Below are 16,978 nucleotides of genomic sequence, written 5' to 3' on the forward strand. Positions count from 1 at the left end.
TCTTTAGCGCCGATGGTAGTTGGGGGCTTCCCCCTGTGAGAGTAGGACGTCGCTAGGCACCTGAAAAAGTCGAGGATTTATTCCTCGGCTTTTTTTTCTGTGAAAATAAATAATTCCTTGACCTATGGAAAACAAAGTTATATTGTTACTTTCCACTCAATGAGAGGTAGTGAAGGATAAGGTTCCTCTTTTGTACACGAAAAAGGAACTGAAAAGTGACGGCCATACATATATCGTATATTCGATACATCTCTTTTTTTATGTTCTGACATGCGTTTGAACTATAGGTAAAAGGATAAGTCTTTTCTTCAAGAGGAAATATCAAGTGAACGTCACTCGATCCAATCTCAAAATAAAGTTGGAAATAATTACTCTTAATAATGCAGATATGCAGTTTATCAAAATATGTTCAAAAGTAAGCAAAGATTGATTTGCATCTTTTCCCCTATGGTTGTACCTTTAATAAGCATAATATGTCATATAAAAGGATGACCTTTTATATTTTTAAAAATGGAATAATTCCACATAAAAAGTTGAAAAATAGTCCTTGATATTCGACTGTTGCAAGTAAGGCAGAGGCGGTACCACCACTAACTCTAGAATCCTGTCAAACACAAGATCCAAATAGTGCTAATAATTTTCAACAATACTCATTGGAAATCAATTAAATCAAGTGCGAATTTTAAAAAATCAGTAGTTTCGAATTCACTATTATCAGTTTTTGTTAAAAAAGCAACAAAAGTTGATTTTTATTCTTTTGCAAAATGCGATAGACACTTCAAAATCCTACGGCTACTTAATTAAATCGTTTCGAAGTGGATGCGGAAGTGACGGAAAAAGGAAGAATAGAAGTACTCTATCAAGCTAAAAAACAAGATGTGCAAATGGCGCCAAATTCAAGTTTTGATTACCCTATTCCGTTAGATGGTGAAAAGTTCAAAACTGGAGAATATACGTTACATATAAAGGCTAAGTCTAGCTAAGAATCGTGGGAATTCAAAAAGGATTTTGCCATCAAAAGAGAAGAAGCGAAGCAATTCAATGCAAAGGATGTATCAATTGAAGGTCGGAATTATTATGGTAGGGTTACTAATTATGCTAGTAATAGGGCTACTAATGTATATATTTTATAGCAAGAAGAAACAGGGAAAGCAGCAAGGAATGAATGATTAATTGATAAAAAACATGTGTTTGAACTTGGGATTGACAATTGTTTTCTTATCAATTACTTCTAGCAATCTAACTAATGTTGAATATGATTCAAATAGGGGGAAGGTATGAATGAAAATGAAGAAAAGTGTAGTCTGGATGTTGACCTTTATCTTAATCTTTTCAACGCTGACTATATCTGAAGCGGAGACAACTGATGGCCAACAAAATGCAGCGACAGAAGTTGAGGGACAGACCGAGTCAGAAAATGCAGAAGAGTCAGCAGCTGAAAATGATGCACAGACCGAGTCAGAAAGTAAAGAAGAGCCACCAGCTGCAGGTGAGGAGCAGACTGAGTCAGAAAGTAAAGAAGAGTCAACAACAGAAAATGAGGCAAACACCGAGTCGAACGGTGAAAAAGAGCCACCAGCTACAGGGGGGGAACAAGCCGAATCGGACAAGGAAGAAAAGCCAGCAGCTGAATGTGAAGAAGAGCAAGCAACGGACTGTGAAGAACAAGCCGAATCGGGAAATGAAGAAAAGCCAGTAGCTGAATGTGAAGAAGAGCAAGCAATTGACTGTAAGGAACCAGAAGAATCGGACATTGAAGAAAACCTGGTAGTTGAATTAGACAATGATGGTGAATATACAGATGATGGTTACCGTATAACGGGAACATGGATTAGTAAAGACAGTCAACGTGTCATTCTTTACTATAAGATTGATGATAATGATGAGAAGAGAATCCCGGAATCTGAAAATACAGATTCTGAAAATGCAGACTTTGATGGAGCTGTTCCGTGGGCGTACACGATTCAAAATGATGAAGTAAAAAAGGGCTTGGATTACGATATTACTATATATGCAGAAAACGAGTCTGGTACGAAGTCCAATGAAGAAACGATAAAAATCCGCCCAGCCTTAACCATTACAGAACAAGTATTTAATGAAGATGGTAATGAGGCAGAGGAAGTCACACTAGAAGAAACAGTCAGCTATAAAATTGCAGTAGAGACCGATTATATTGAAGAAGATACCGGTACATATGGTGAAGTCAACATTACTCAACAATATTCTACACGTTTAGAACAACCAACAGATCTTAAAGTAATAGATGAAGATGGAAATGAAGTTGGTACAGCCATATATAATGACTCCACAAATGTAATTGAAGCAACCCCAAATGCTAACCTGCCACGTTTTACGAAGGTATTCATTACGTATAACGCTATAGTCAAAAAAGATATGGCAGAAAAAGAAGAAAAAGAAGAAAAAGAAGAAAAAGAAGAAAAAGAAGAAGATTATATTATAAGTCAGGCGACAGTATCTGGGGAATATAGTACCGGTAATGAAGTCAATAAGACATCAGATAAAACGAAAATTTTAATTACTTCTCTAAATAAGCGAAAAAAAATAAGTGAAGTTGGTAAAATCGGCGAGATTGATTTTTCACTGTTAGATGTAGATGATCCTGTAGATGGATTTGAACGAATGAAATATAACAGTATGCTTGAAATCCCAGTAAAAGAGTCAATTGGAAGAAGATATTTCATGCTTTTCGGAGACTACAACAATCTGCGGAATAGAAATAATTTAAAAGGTAACGGGGGCTTATATGGCTACAGAGATGACTCGGAGGGGCCGCTACCTCGCGATGACAAAACACTTGAAGCCTTAATGGATGACAATAATAAAGATGATGATTATATACAGGTGCAAAATTTTGCAGTTATGACACTGATGCCTCACGATCAAGATTGGGGTGCCTTCACATATCATGCTAAAGATGGAAGACCTTCTGGTAGTTATCATCAGGTAGGTAATGGATTAGTCATTGCCCAAGGAAATGATCCAAATGGTCCTGCAGGCTTTCAATCTTTTCTAATGCCAATTTTAAAACTATATCAAAATAAAGCTACACATGAATTGGTGGCTTATGCAGCTGTCATTAATGGAGACTATTTAGATGGATATGTAAAGGTTAAAATGCGTCCAGTAAATTCAAAAGGGCGTGTTAATGTAAGTATGAAATATTTAAAATTAAACGATGAATATCAATATACCAATTTTGCTTATAATGTTTATATGGATATTGCTGGTCTCAAATATTCCACTTGGATAAAGCCGTTGATAAATTCGTTAGGAAATAATAGAGGGTTCTATTTTGGTATTAATAAGGATGAGATGGCCGAACATCGCAACTCCAAAGATCCTTATTATGTTTATTTCTTCCGTAATGGCTATGCGAATCAACCAGCTGCCTTGAAAGTAAATAATTCCCCATCAGAGTACCCGTACAGTGAAAAATTTTATCCTACATTGAGTTCACTGGGTACCGGGGATCCTGGTCAGGGTAAGACATATCCATATTCTCAAGATCCAGGCTGGTCATTAAGGTGGGCACCTGAACCTCAAAAGTATGGCGGGGTTAGAGAAGCGAATCTCGAGTTTATGGTAACTGACAAAAATAATCTGCAAGAAGTTAAATTATATGATGGTGAATATACAGATGATGGTTATCGTATAACAGGGATATGGAACGATGATAAAGGTCAAAATGTCACTCTTTACTATACCATTGATGGCAGTGGGCCTAAGAAAATCGCAGGGTATAGCAATACAAAACCTGGTGAAAATGTTCAGTGGCAGTATACGATTCCAAATGATAAAGTGAAAAAAGGTTTAGATCACGATATTACTGTATATATAGAAAACGAATCTGGTATGAAGTCAAATGAAGAAACGATAAAAATTCGCCCTGTATTAACCGTTACAGAACAAGTATTTGATGAAGGTGGTAAAGAAGTAGAGGTAGTCGCACCAGGAGAAACGTTAAGTTATAGTATTTTAGTAAAATCCGGCTATATTTCGGATGATAAAGGCAAATATGATCAAGTTAAAATTACCCAAAAGTATGATACACGTCATTTAAAATCACCAGCAGATTCAGACATAAAAGTAATTGATGGAAAAGGTAATAAAGTGGGTGAAGCAACCTATAATAAAACCTCAAATGTGATTGAAGCAAGTCTGAATACTAAGAGCTTGCTGCGTTCTACGAAAATATACGTTACGTATAATGCTACAGTGAAAGAAGATGCTGTAAAGGGAGAAACGATTGTAGGTCAGGCGACAGTATCCGGGAAATATAGTACTAAAGATGAATTCAAAGGGACATCAAATGAAGTAAGAACTGTAATTGCTGCCGTGTTGAAGTTCAATTCTGCACCTAAAGTTATCGATTTTGGAGAAAAGCTAGTAATTTCATCACGAACTAAAAAGTATTATCCAACCCTCGATATACCTTTAGCTGTAAAAGATACTCGTAATCTACCTAGGGAAACGCCAGGCTTTTGGGAGGTGACGGCTAAGCTTAGTGAGCCGTTAATTGGAAAGACAGGTGCTGAAATAGATTATTTAAGTTATCGTAAAGGTGACGATGTTTCAATTTTTACTAAAGATTTCTCAGCAAAGATCTATACAAGGGAAACAACAGACGGTCGCCGAACAGTCGATATTTCAAGTTCATGGAGTGAAGATGAGGACGGACTTTATCTAGAAGTGCGAGCTGGAAAGGCAAGAGCTGATGCTTTTAAAGGAACGATTACATGGACGCTTCAGGATGTACCGTCAAATGAATAAATCTAGTGAAATTTTGAAAGCAGATAAATAGAGAGGGATCATTCATGAACTGCTCCCAATAAAATTTATAAACAGGGAGTGCCGTACTATGTAGCAATGAGATGACTTTGTTATGCTTGACAGAGTCATCTTTTTTAATGTCCATTGTTTTATGTCACGGGTTCTTTTTATTTAATAGAAATTTTGAAGAAATGGAATTTTAGATAACAATAAAACATTAAATTAACTTCAGATTGTGAGTCTAATATTAAATTATTTTCTTAATCGGAAGTTTCTCGATGAAGTGAAAAACTATAAACTTTTTTAATATGATATTGGTTTGTATTATAAAAAGACAACACCATTGCAAAAGCTATGGGCTGTTTGAATTGAAAGAGTAAATGAGTGATAGTAAAGTATAAAGGATGAGGATCAATGACTCACACAACGATTTTGTAGGGGTTTCATCAATAAATTAGGGTCAAAGCGTCTTTTAATAAAGCTAAGTATTTTTTGATACTTTCATAAGTTAAGATATTTGATTGATTATGGAGGGGTTTAGAAAAATGAAACAGGAACAACAAAAACAAGCAACCCCATGGCGTCCTAGAGGTTTTATTCAATGGTTACTGACAATCCTTGTAGTAATTGCATTTTCTTTTATTAGCATTATGACATACTATATTTGGAATCCAGGCGGTTTTCCTAATATAATGAGTGCCCTTGGAGCGGGTGCATTGATAATACCTACGCTTCTATTAAGTATAACTGTTGTGATCATAATTTTATTAGGTTTAGCTGTCTGGAGGAAAGCTTTAATAGCTCGGACAATTTTGATTCCTCTAGTTTTATTATTAAGTTTTTTAACTGTAGAGCCAATTATTGAAATGTTACATTACGCTAAAAACGAGAGTGTTTCCGTTTCGCTTCGTTCGCATTTTTTCGGTAAGACAGAAATCACATCAAAATTCACACAGGACGTTGTATACATGACAACCTCTGATGGTGTGGAATTAAAGCTTGATGTGTGGCCAGCCAATGAAGACTCAAAAAAACCACTTCATCCTGCTATTGTACAAGTGCATGGAGGTGGATGGGTTGAGGGGGATAAAGAAAGAGCACCTCATTGGAATCAATGGTTAAGTGAATTAGGATATACTGTGTTTGATATACAATATCGTATGCCACCTCATGCAGGATGGAAAGACGAAGTAGCTGATGTAAAATCAGCAATAGGATGGGTGGCAGAGCATGCGGATGCTTACAAAATTGATCCCGAAAAAATAAACATAATGGGACGGTCAGCAGGTGGAAATCTGGCTATGTTAGCTGCCTATAGTATGGGGGATACAAAGTTGCCTCCTTCAACAAATGTACCGTCAGTAACTATTAACTCTGTGATTAATGTATACGGTCCGTCTGATATGGAGAAAGTTTATAAGAATAGTCCAAGTCCTGACTATGTGCAAGATGTTATGAAGAAATATATTGGAGGTACACCTTCACAATTCCCTGATCGTTATAAAATACTTTCTCCGATCAGTTATATTCAAAGCAAGACACCTCCTACTATTACATTTTTAGGAACGAGTGACCGAATTTTTCTAGAAGAACAGGCTGAAATTTTGGACAGGAAGCTAAAAGAAAATAACGTTCTCCATGAACTTTATCTTATTCCAAAAGTCGATCATGCTTTTGATGCAGTATCAAATAGTTTGAGCACTCAATTTACTTATGAAAAAGTAAAGGCTTTTCTTCAAAAGCATAATTAATAAACATAAGTGTTTTTTTAAGGAGAAATACGATCTTCCTTAGTGGAGGAACGCCATTTTTTCCTTTTCATAAACAAGAGTAGACAAAATGCGTCTGCTCTTATTTATTTTTGTTCGGCGGTCGCTGGTAGGAGATGGGTCATGAAAGTATCGATCCATATTGGATAAAGTATTCTTTTTATCATAAATTTGTAACTATCTTCATATAGTATTAGTAAGCTATGAAAGGAGTCGTTATCATGCGCATGCCGGCACTACCTAAAAAGAAGTCGCCTCCAAGGGAAGCACCAAGGTCATGGTGGAAAGTTGTGAAAGCGTACTTATCCAGAGGTAGGTTTTACCGTATACCGCCTCGGAATTGATAGATGGGCATTAACTATTCAATACAAAAAAAGTCGCCATCATAGCGACTTTTTTATCTTCTTTTAGCAAATGTCTTCTGTGCGAAAGCGAAGCGGCAGCAACAAATGTTTTCTGTGCGTCACCTACAATTACGCCAAGGTGAAATAAATTATTACATCTGTTCATTTTCTAATAAAAATGTATTTTTTGTTGGTCCAATTAAATACAGCTCATGCATGGCTCGAGTAAGTGCCACATAAAGTAGCTTTCGATCAACCTTCGTATCGTAGAAAGGTGTATCGAAGGCGGCTACGATCACAGCATCAAATTCAAGACCCTTTGCTAAATGACTCGGAACAACGAGCAGTAATTCCTGATTGATGGACTCATTTTCAGTTAGGAGCTGAGAAGCAATTTTTTTGTTTTTTAATGCTTGTTGCATGGTAATCGCCTCTGCAGTCGTTTTACAAATTAAAGCGATGGAATGATGTCCATTTGCTCGAATGGCTTCAAAAATTTCTTGTATTCGCAGAGCATCAAATGATGGAGCCTGTATATAGGTAGGGACATTACCATGACGAACTACGGGCTCTACTAATGGAAGCTGTTCATCCATTTGTGCTAAAACCTTGTTCGCAACCTCCATAATTTCAATGGTTGTTCGATAACTTTTTTGCAGTGTTCTAAAGCTTGCTCTAGGAAAAAGATTTTGGACAGGTTCCCAAGCAGTAAGAGAACGATAACTATGAATTCCTTGTGCCAAATCACCGACCATCGTAAACATATCCGTTTCAAGTCCTGTTTTTAAAGCAGCAAGCTGAAATAAACTATAGTCCTGTACTTCATCGATGAAAACGACGCGCATTTTCCATTCATCTGGAATGCCCTTTAAGCGAGCTTGTAAATAATAAAGTGCAGCTAAATCTTCAAGCACCCATTGTTCTTTAGCATGTGCCTGTAAAAATTGCTGTTGCTCAAGATAATGCCATTCCGGCGCAAGCTCTGCTAAAAGCTCAGCATTCGTTAGAAGCGTACGATAGAGAGTCTTGATGTTATGTTTAGAAAAGCGTCGCATATAAACGGTGGCGGTTGATTTTGCCTCTTTTTCAATGGCAGGAATGCGTTCATCACGCTCATCAATAAACTTCGTGACAACACGACGACGTTTGTCATCATCACGAAATCCATCAAGTGCTCTGCCAAGTGCTTCATCATATTTTTTATGAAGTGTAGTTAAAATAGCCTGTTTTTTTTGACGAGCATGGCTTGCTAGCACTTTTTTAATATGTGCTAGTCGATTTTCAATCGGCATATAAGAAAATTCATATAAAAATAGCTTCTTTAAATGGGAGGCGCGCATAATGCAATATTTTTCAATGAATACATCCTCAAATTGGTTGGCGATTTCCTGCTCAATCTTTTGAACGTAGCGCTCGATGACATCACGGTAATAAAGAGAGCCCTTCATTTCGGATATCCAAGAAGCTGCCTGTTGGGGTTCACCTGCAACAAGTGATTCTAACTGCTCATTAGGGTTTTGGAGTTTCAGTTTTAGCTTAGTCGCAGCTAGAACGTAATCGGTAAAGGTTGTTTGACAAATCTTATCGACACCAAGCTCTGGCAAAACATCACCAATATAATCGATAAATAACTTATTCGGTGCTAAAATCATAAGCTGCTCAGGGTTAAAATGCTCGCCCATTGTGTAGAGGAAGTACGATATTCGGTGTAGGGCAATGGTTGTTTTTCCACTACCAGCAGCACCCTGTACGATAATCGGCTGACGAAGATGTGCTCGTATAATTTCGTTTTGTTCCTTTTGAATAGTAGAGACGATTTCTGTCAAACGCACATCTGCTTTTCCAGCTAGCGCTTCTTGCAGTAATTCATCGTTTGTCGTTAAATCAATATCCCGGATATCAAGCAATTCACCATCATTAATTTTATATTGGCGTTTGGCAAATAGGTGTCCCTTATGGATTTCTCCACGAACATCATATTCCATATCCCCAAGGCGACCATCATAATAAACGTTCGCTACCGGTGAACGCCAATCGACGATAATCGGCTCATGAGTTTCTCGATGAAACAAAGAAGTTTTTCCGATATAAAGAAATTCCTCAGGATCTCCTGTCTTTTGAAAATGAATTCGGGCAAAGTATGGCTTTTTTTGAATAGCCTCTAAACCTTCCTTTTGGTTCCGAGCCATTTCAAAAAAACGAGCATTCGCCAAAATATTAATATAGCCCAAACTGGAATCTAAATAATCAAGATCCGCCATCGACTTACGAATATTCTCCTGAGCAGATTGCAAACCTCTTTGCGATTCATTTAAAATTTGCTGCATGTAATTTTTAGTGTGAGCAAGCCGTTCCATTTCAGCCTGAAAATCTGGATGTTGTGCAGTCATTTTTAGCACCTCCTAATTACTTACGATGTAACTTTTTTAATAAATCTTTCTGAAGCGAAAGCCAAGCGTCAGCTACAGATGTTTTGGGTAGTGAAAGCCAAGCGTCAGCTACAGATGTTTTGGGTAGTGAAAGCCAAGCGTCAGCTATAGATGTTTTTTTGAAGCGAAAGCTGAGCGTCAGCTATAGATGTTTTTTGAAGCGAAAGCCAAGCGTCAGCTACAAATGTTTTGGGTAGTGAAAGCCAAGCGTCAGCTATAGATGTTTTTTTGAAGCGAAAGCTGAGCGTCAGCTATAGATGTTTTTTGAAGCGAAAGCCAAGTGTCAGCTACAAAATGTTCTCTGAAGCGAAAAGTCAGTCATCGTGCAGGCCTAAGTTCAAAGCCGAATCCGGACGCCGCAATGAAGCCTAGGTATAATTAATGTAGATTCTCATACTACTATATATAATATTTACCAGCAAGTGAAATTATAATAGGCTTATTTAGGGAAGAACAAGAGAAATTGAATGATAGAAAATCGTTCCACCAACAGACTTGTTCAAGTTTTTACTAAAGGTGAGCGAACTAGGAGGTTATTAGATTGGATATTTTTGCCCATAGAGGAGTTTCGGCATATTACCCTGAAAATACGATGGCTGCTTTTGCGGCCGCATCAAAGCTACCGATTACAGGGATTGAACTAGATGTTCATTTAACAGCGGATAGGGAGTTAGTCGTTATTCATGATGAAACAATCGACCGCACATCAAACGGCTCTGGCTACGTAAAGGACTATACGCTACAAGAGCTTCGTGCATTTGATTTTGGCTCATGGTTTTCTGCTAAATTTGAGGATGAAAGCATTCCAACTCTAGGAGACATTTTAGAGCTGTTTGCAGGTACAAATCATCGTATTAATATTGAGCTCAAAACCGATGTATTTCCATATGACGGGATAGAGGCACTTGTTATTAGGGAGGTAGCTGCTTATCAAATGACAGAAAGAGTGATTATTTCCTCCTTCAATCATGAGTCTATTCAAATCATCTCACAAAGAGCGCCATATATTGAAAAAGCGGCGCTGTTTGCGGAAATTTTAGTTGACTTTACCGGCTATACAGCTCAAATCCCGGCAAATGCTATACATGTCAGCTTACCTACAGCGTTTCGGAAATCGGTTCAAGAAGCTCTTAATGAAGGAGCGACTGTACGTGTATATACCGTTAATGATGTCGAGTACGCAAAACAATTACAGCGGCTCGGTGTACAGGGACTATTTACAGATGACCCGGAGAAGATAGTATCAGCATTAATAGGATAGAATGGCTGGAGCGGGGGATAGAAAGGCGAGAGCGACGGAAAGAAAAGCCGAGGTGACGGAAAGAATCGTCGAAGCGACGGAAAGAAAGCCAGAGCGACGGAAAGAAGAGCCAGGTGACGGATAGAAATCAAAGCGACGGAAAGAAAAGCCGAAGCGACGGATAGAAAGGCGAGAGCGACGGAAAGAAAAGCCAAGGAGACGGATAGAAAGGCCAGAGCGACGGAAAGAAGAGCCAAGGAGACGGATAGAAATTAGAGCGACGGAAAGAAAAGTCGAAGCGACGGATAGAAAGGCCAGAGCGACGGAAAGAAGAGCCAAGGAGACGGATAGAAATTAGAGCGACGGAAAGAAAAGCCGAAGCGACGGATAGAAAGGCCAGAGCGACGGAAAGAAGAACCAAGGAGACGGATAGAAATTAGAGCGACGGAAAGAAAAGCCGAAGCGACGGATAGAAGGGCCAAGGAGACGGATAGAATGGCCAGAGCGACAGATAGAACCGCCAAAGTGGCGGATAGCCCCGCCCAAATCGTGGATAGCTCCTGCCAAAGCGACAGAAAGCCCCATCAAATCCACGGATACCCGTTATGCACGGACTTTTTCAGATTTAACGCGCTGAGGATGAGAGAATCAGTGCGTTAAATCCCAGTATGAGAAGAATATAGCAATTAAAGTTCTTACCACTTTACGCGGTTTTCTTCGATACTGCCTAGCATTTGCTTGATGACAAGTGTTTCGCCATTGTCTAGTAATACGGAGCCGTCGTAATAGCCAAACATTTGATGTACTTCAGATTTTATGAGGCCAGCTTTTGTGACGGCAACACGCTCGAAAAATGGGGAGAATGTTAATGAAACTTGGTTCGTGAATTTAGTCTTAATTTTCCACCGTTGCATCAAATCCTCTTGATTATAATTGAACAGTACATCTTCATGTATTTTTGTCATTTTACCTTCAACGAAAACAGCATTTTCGGTCATTCCAGTTCCGTCTGTCCATTTACCGCCTAAATTGAGTCCGATTCGTCTACCTCGAACTCGCTGTGAGGCCATTCCCCAAGTCCATGTGGATTGACGCGGCCATACGCCACGACTGTATTCTAGTACAGAGTAGTTTTCCTCAGGGGAAAATGCAAAACGGCGAGTACCAATCGACACAAAACCAGAAGTAGGAAGTGTATGATGCTTCCCTGTAAATTGGAATGTTTTACGATTCCAAGGGATGACGACATTCAATGACTCATCTGTAGGCGGATGTTGAATGATAAGCTTTGCACATAAAGTATCTCCATCAAAGTCTGGGATCGAAACGGATAGGTGGGTTTCGTTTTGTACATATGTCATATCGATCATCATTTCACTATTTTTGAAGGTTACTGAATCTAGCACCTGTGTAGGCATTTTTAATTTTCCACCCAATGGAACTGTAATTGTTTTTTCAAAGTAGCGCTGTGTTTCATATTCAAGGAAATAGACGAAGCAGACCGCTGCGTAGTCTAGATGGCTAATAGTAGCAGAGAAGATAATCTCATCACCGTAGACACACCAATAATTCCATTTCTTTTTGCGCATGATATGGCCACTTAAATTGCTGTTTATGAGAGGTTTACGTGCAAATCCGATGGCAGCTGGATTTAAATTGCCTTTTTTATCGCATAAAAGAGTTGGTTGTATAATTTCTTTCTCAGCATGCTGCTTCACATTCAACATCCCTTCTGATCATAAAATAAAAATTTATAATTCCTTACCCTTATTGTAGCAAAAACTATCTTACAATTGGCAAAGATAGTGCCAAATAAGACCACTTTCGACATTTTTATGAATAAGGACCTAACTAATAGAAATATCCCTTTATACATATGTTGAACATAAGGAGGGGGAGCGTGGCAAAAATGTATAACAGACAGGCCGCTGTACAGTATGCGAACTTGTGGTGGAACAGGCGTAATCCAGCATTTCCGAATTTTACTGTTGATTGTACGAACTATATATCTCAATGTTTACTTGCTGGGGGAGCACCTATGCGAGGTGCTCCAAACAGAGGGAAAGGTTGGTGGGTTCAACATGGAAATTGGAGCTTTAGCTGGTCTGTTGCCCATTCCCTTAGATGGTATTTGGAAGGCTCAACGACTGGGTTAAAGGGTAGGCGTGTCCAATCTGCCGAAGAATTAGATCTTGGAGATATTATTTTTTATGATTTTCAAGGGGATGGGAGAGTGGACCATTCTGTCATTGTGACAAGTATTCAAAATGGTATTCCCTATGTTAATGCACACACTTCAGATAGTATCAAACGACCATATTTTTATGAAGATTCAACGGCCTATACGCCAAGCATGACTTATCATTATATTCATATAGAAGATAGTTTTGCTTAAGTGATAGCAGTGTTAAAGCTCATCGTTTTGTGATAATGTGAAGGGTAGAAGATGATATCAATTTCGCCTTGGCGTAATTACGTCTGGATTTTGAATTGTGCCCGCACAATTCATTCCTTTGAAAATCCGTGACATCCGCCGGAGGCTTTAGGCCAACGTGATGTTGGTCACTCAGTCGTTGCCACAGGACGTGGCGTTCTTAGACTGAGTTCCTCTATTTCAGTAGGTGGTTGGTCACCCAAAGAAAAGGAACTATATCTGAATTCAACTCACCACCTTCAGAGGAGGGAGTCTTCGCTGAATGAAGATAAATCTTAATTATTGTAGTGTTATAGAAGGAGATAAGAGTATATGAGCGAACAATTTTTATCTGTTAGGGATGCGATTATTGAGCGTCGTTCTATTAAAAAATTTAATGGCCAGCTGGTAGAGCGTGAAGATTTAATGGCCATTATTGATGATGCGGTATGGGCGCCGAATCACGGTAATCGTGAGCCTTGGCGTTTAGTCGTTGCTTGTGGTGAGGAGTTATCTGCTCTTCAACATTTATTGCGTGATCTAGCGATACCGAAATGGCAGGAGCTTTCAAGTGAAGACTTAGCGAAGCAAATGACGAAATTCACTTTACCGGGTGGCTATGCTTTTGTAATCGTTCCAGAGGATACACGACAAAAAGAGCGATTAGAAGATTACGCAGCGGCAAGTATTTTTATTCAAAATATTCAATTGCTAGCTTGGGATAAAGGAATCGGCTCATGCTGGAAAACACCTGGTTTCCTAGATAATCCGAAATTCCGTGAAGCCTTAAAGGTTCAGCCTGGTGAGCGCGTGATTGCGATGCTACAAGTTGGTTATTTTGATGAAGCACCAAAAGGGAAAGAACGTAAAAAATCGGCAGATATCGTTACGATTTTTGGAGAATAACATAGCAAAATCCCCTCGTTAAAATGGACGAGGGGATTTTCACTTTATTTTTGTAATTCAGCAACCTCAAATAAATAATCACTTAAAACACGTAATCCTTTATCGAAGTTTTCTAAATGGAAGTGCTCATTTGGTGCATGGAAGTTTTCACTTGATAAGCCGAAGCCCATTAGCACTACTGGCAATTCTAAAATTTCATCAAAGGCAGCCACGATAGGGATTGATCCTCCTCCACGTGTGTAAGCAGTTGGCACATTATATACTTTTTCGTATGAGCGGCCAGCAGCTTGGATAAATGGATGATCAAATGGTGTTAAGAATGGGCGACCTTTATCGAATTCAGAGATCGTCACTTCAACGCCTGTTGGCTTATGTTTTTCAATATGTGCTTTTAATAGTGCTACAATTTCATTTGGCTCTTGATTTGGCACAAGACGGCATGTGATTTTTGCGCCAGCCTCAGCAGGAAGCACGGTTTTAATGCCTTCGCCAGAGAAGCCACCAAACACACCATTGACCTCTAATGTAGGGCGTGCCCAAGTACGTTCTAAATAGGAATAACCAGCTTCACCGAATAATTCCTTCACGCCAACTTCTTCCTTCACGGATTCGTCATCAAAACCAAGCGCACGGTAAGCTTCGCGTTCCTCTTCAGATAATGGTAAAACTTTATCGTAGAAGCCCTCAACTTGAATTGTGCCATGCTCATCGCGGAAGGATGCTAAAATGTCAGCTAATGCATGAATAGCGTTTTGGACACCGCCACCGTAAAGACCAGAGTGAAGGTCACCTTTTGCACCACGAACATCAATTTGAACCCCCGTTAAGCCACGTAATCCATAGCATACAGCAGGCTTACCAGGTCCATATAAACCTGTATCAGAAATTAAAATTAAGTCAGCAGCTAGCTTCTCCTTATGCTCTTCAACATAGGCAGGAAGGTTAGGACTACCAATCTCTTCTTCACCTTCATAGATGAATTTCACGTTCACTGGTAAAGTGCCAGTTGTCGCAAATAATGCTTCAATCATTTTCAAGTGCATAAACACTTGTCCTTTATCGTCACTAGCACCACGAGCAAACAATTTGTTGTCACGAATCGTAGGGTTGAATGGCTCTGTTTCCCATAAATTTAATGGATCAACAGGCTGAACATCATAATGACCGTAAAACAGAATAGTTGGTTTTCCCTCTGCGTGTAACCAATCAGCATAAACAACAGGGTGACCTGCAGTTTTCGTAATAGAGATGTTCTCAAGATTTAGCTTTTTAAAAGCGTTCGCTAGCCACTCTGCAGCATTTTGTATATCTCCCTTATGCTCAGATAAAGAACTAATACTTGGAATACGTAAAAATTCATTTAATTCATGTAAGTGTGCTTCGCGATGTTCTGTGAAATACGCATCTAACTGCTGTACATTTGTCATCTAGCATCCCTCTTTTCAAATATTTCGATAATAGAAATAGTATAGCATAATGTGGTTGGGTAATCCTGTTATAGAAACTTACGAAACTACCCTCAATTTGATGGGGATATAGGATTAATAAGACGGACAGGTTAGAAAATTTCTAGTCATAGTAACTACTCTGATAGGTTAATTTATACATGTATCAAGCATTTTCGATTAGTAAGCAAAAACAAGTATGGAAACACATGTTATTTTGCGGTAGTGTTTGTGTGGATAGGAGTGGAAAATTACAAAAGATTAGTGCGGTAGTATGTGTGCTATTAAGTTGCTTTTTTTGATGAGGAGAAGATAGATTAGCGTATATAAAAAAAGTACAGAACTAAAGAAAGACTCTCCAAATAGTGTGAAGAAAGGTCATTGGGCTTATGAGAGCAAACCTGATTGTGACAGGATGGTTGGGCATGTGAGCCATCTTAGAAATAAACAAAGCGTAAGACCTATCTTTTTTAGGTAGTCTTATTTTTATGACGTTTTATTTAATAATGGTTTCTGAAATAACAGAAACTAATACATAATAGCAGTTATCTTATTGCTGCGTAAAAACCTTACGTTGTGGTATAAGGCTCTTCGACTTATTAAAATCGTTTATATGATATTCTTAAACAACTGTTTCTAAAGGAATCTTAAAGGTAGGCCATGGTGAAAAAGCAGGCCCAATGACCGGTGGTGAAGCATTGGGATTGCTGATTTCTGTGATTAAACGAACATTATAACACTAAAATTGACCAAAAAAGTTCTTTATTGCTTTCTTGGCCATTCCATAAATAGATAGGTATAATATGTGTATTACTCTATAGACTAAAAGTTTTTATATGCATAAAAAAATGAGTGAAAAGAATATATTAATAATGTAACGAAGTTTATCTAATTATTGTGCAAATTGTCGAGTGAGGGTGATTAGGAATGCAGTACATTATTTATTGTGATGAGTCAGTAAAGAATGGCGAATATTTTAGTAATTTTTATGGTGGAGCATTAGTAAGATCTATTCATTTAGAAGAAGTCAAAACATCTCTTGAAAATAAAGTTTCAGAGTTAAATATACATGGTGAAGTTAAGTGGCAAAAGGTCACAGAAAATTACTTAGAGAAGTATAAAGAACTAGTGGACCTTGTGTTTAAATTTGTAAAACAAGATAAGATTAAAATAAGAATTATGTTTACACATAATGCTTATATTGCTAAGGATTTAACAAAAGAACAAAGAGACAAAGAATACTTTTTACTCTATTACCAATTTTTTAAGCACTCATTTGGGCTAAGATATTCAAACAAAACAGGAAAACCTATATCCATATATACATTCTTTGATCAATTACCAGATACAAAAGAGAAAAATCAAGAATTTAAGGATTTTATTTTTAATTTACAAAATAGTGATGATTTCAGAGAAGCTAACTTATTTATTCATAGTAAAGATGATATTGCAGAAGCTGTGTCTCATAATCACAGAATTGAGCTTCATTCCTCCCACTTCTTCAGAGGTGGGAGGAATGAAGTGCTTTTTTCTTTATAGAACAAACGTTTATGTTGTATATTGTGAATAATCAAAAAAAGAAAGGAGTGACGGGTAATGACGAAAGGGAAGAAAGATTGTTTTGTTATAGAACTCAAGTTA

At 38.1% G+C, this 16,978-nt stretch carries 10 protein-coding genes; 7 read left to right on the top strand and 3 right to left on the bottom strand.

The window, feature by feature from the left end; genetic code table 11:
- Positions 1–827: 827 nt before the first annotated feature.
- The 3 genes from ACFXN8_RS24575 (at position 828) to ACFXN8_RS24585 (ending at position 6,542) form a co-directional block, all read left to right on the top strand.
- Positions 828–983, top strand: coding sequence for a WxL protein host-binding domain-containing protein (locus tag ACFXN8_RS24575; RefSeq protein WP_386848080.1), 156 nt, complete (start codon positions 828–830; stop codon positions 981–983).
- A gap of 298 nt (positions 984–1,281) precedes the next feature.
- On the top strand, positions 1,282–4,791 hold the full coding sequence (locus ACFXN8_RS24580) for a hypothetical protein (protein ID WP_386848081.1): 3,510 nt from the start codon (positions 1,282–1,284) through the stop codon (positions 4,789–4,791).
- A gap of 545 nt (positions 4,792–5,336) precedes the next feature.
- Complete coding sequence (locus ACFXN8_RS24585) at positions 5,337–6,542, top strand: alpha/beta hydrolase (RefSeq protein ID WP_386848082.1); 1,206 nt, start codon at positions 5,337–5,339, stop codon at positions 6,540–6,542.
- Between the two features lie 514 nt (positions 6,543–7,056).
- Here the strand turns inward: ACFXN8_RS24585 and helD are convergent.
- On the bottom strand, positions 7,057–9,294 hold the full coding sequence (gene helD, locus ACFXN8_RS24590) for an RNA polymerase recycling motor HelD (RefSeq protein WP_386848083.1): 2,238 nt from the start codon (positions 9,292–9,294) through the stop codon (positions 7,057–7,059).
- Positions 9,295–9,874: 580 nt separating this feature from the next.
- Between helD and ACFXN8_RS24595 the strand changes: the two genes are divergently transcribed.
- Positions 9,875–10,594 carry a glycerophosphodiester phosphodiesterase gene (locus ACFXN8_RS24595; RefSeq protein ID WP_386848084.1) on the top strand — a complete coding sequence of 240 codons (720 nt, stop codon included), beginning with the start codon at positions 9,875–9,877 and terminating at the stop codon, positions 10,592–10,594.
- Between the two features lie 674 nt (positions 10,595–11,268).
- Here ACFXN8_RS24595 and ACFXN8_RS24600 read toward each other — a convergent pair.
- Positions 11,269–12,291, bottom strand: a complete 1,023-nt coding sequence (locus ACFXN8_RS24600) for a DUF2804 domain-containing protein (RefSeq protein WP_376078434.1) — start codon at positions 12,289–12,291, stop codon at positions 11,269–11,271.
- A gap of 182 nt (positions 12,292–12,473) precedes the next feature.
- Here ACFXN8_RS24600 and ACFXN8_RS24605 point away from each other — a divergent pair, with 182 nt between their 5' ends.
- Complete coding sequence (locus ACFXN8_RS24605) at positions 12,474–12,968, top strand: amidase domain-containing protein (RefSeq protein WP_376078432.1); 495 nt, start codon at positions 12,474–12,476, stop codon at positions 12,966–12,968.
- Positions 12,969–13,319: 351 nt separating this feature from the next.
- Positions 13,320–13,892, top strand: coding sequence for a nitroreductase family protein (locus ACFXN8_RS24610; RefSeq protein WP_376078431.1), 573 nt, complete (start codon positions 13,320–13,322; stop codon positions 13,890–13,892).
- Positions 13,893–13,936: 44 nt separating this feature from the next.
- Here ACFXN8_RS24610 and ACFXN8_RS24615 read toward each other — a convergent pair whose 3' ends face one another.
- Positions 13,937–15,319 carry a dipeptidase gene (locus tag ACFXN8_RS24615; RefSeq protein WP_386848085.1) on the bottom strand — a complete coding sequence of 461 codons (1,383 nt, stop codon included), beginning with the start codon at positions 15,317–15,319 and terminating at the stop codon, positions 13,937–13,939.
- Between the two features lie 945 nt (positions 15,320–16,264).
- Here ACFXN8_RS24615 and ACFXN8_RS24620 point away from each other — a divergent pair.
- Positions 16,265–16,876, top strand: coding sequence for a hypothetical protein (locus tag ACFXN8_RS24620; RefSeq protein WP_386848086.1), 612 nt, complete (start codon positions 16,265–16,267; stop codon positions 16,874–16,876).
- Positions 16,877–16,978: the final 102 nt, after the last annotated feature.

Origin of the sequence: Lysinibacillus sp. NPDC059133 (genome assembly GCF_042755925.1) — a bacterium.
In the GTDB taxonomy this organism is placed as follows: Bacteria; Bacillota; Bacilli; order Bacillales_A; family Planococcaceae; genus Lysinibacillus.

What these genes read in the sequence shown, in the direction of transcription:
- ACFXN8_RS24580 (WP_386848081.1), top strand. Translation starts at nt 1,282, where the DNA reads ATGAAAATGAAGAAAAGTGTAGTCTGGATGTTGACCTTTATCTTAATC.
- ACFXN8_RS24585 (WP_386848082.1), top strand. Translation starts at nt 5,337, where the DNA reads ATGAAACAGGAACAACAAAAACAAGCAACCCCATGGCGTCCTAGAGGT.
- helD (WP_386848083.1), bottom strand. Translation starts at nt 9,294, where the DNA reads ATGACTGCACAACATCCAGATTTTCAGGCTGAAATGGAACGGCTTGCT.
- ACFXN8_RS24610 (WP_376078431.1), top strand. Translation starts at nt 13,320, where the DNA reads ATGAGCGAACAATTTTTATCTGTTAGGGATGCGATTATTGAGCGTCGT.
- ACFXN8_RS24615 (WP_386848085.1), bottom strand. Translation starts at nt 15,319, where the DNA reads ATGACAAATGTACAGCAGTTAGATGCGTATTTCACAGAACATCGCGAA.
- ACFXN8_RS24620 (WP_386848086.1), top strand. Translation starts at nt 16,265, where the DNA reads ATGCAGTACATTATTTATTGTGATGAGTCAGTAAAGAATGGCGAATAT.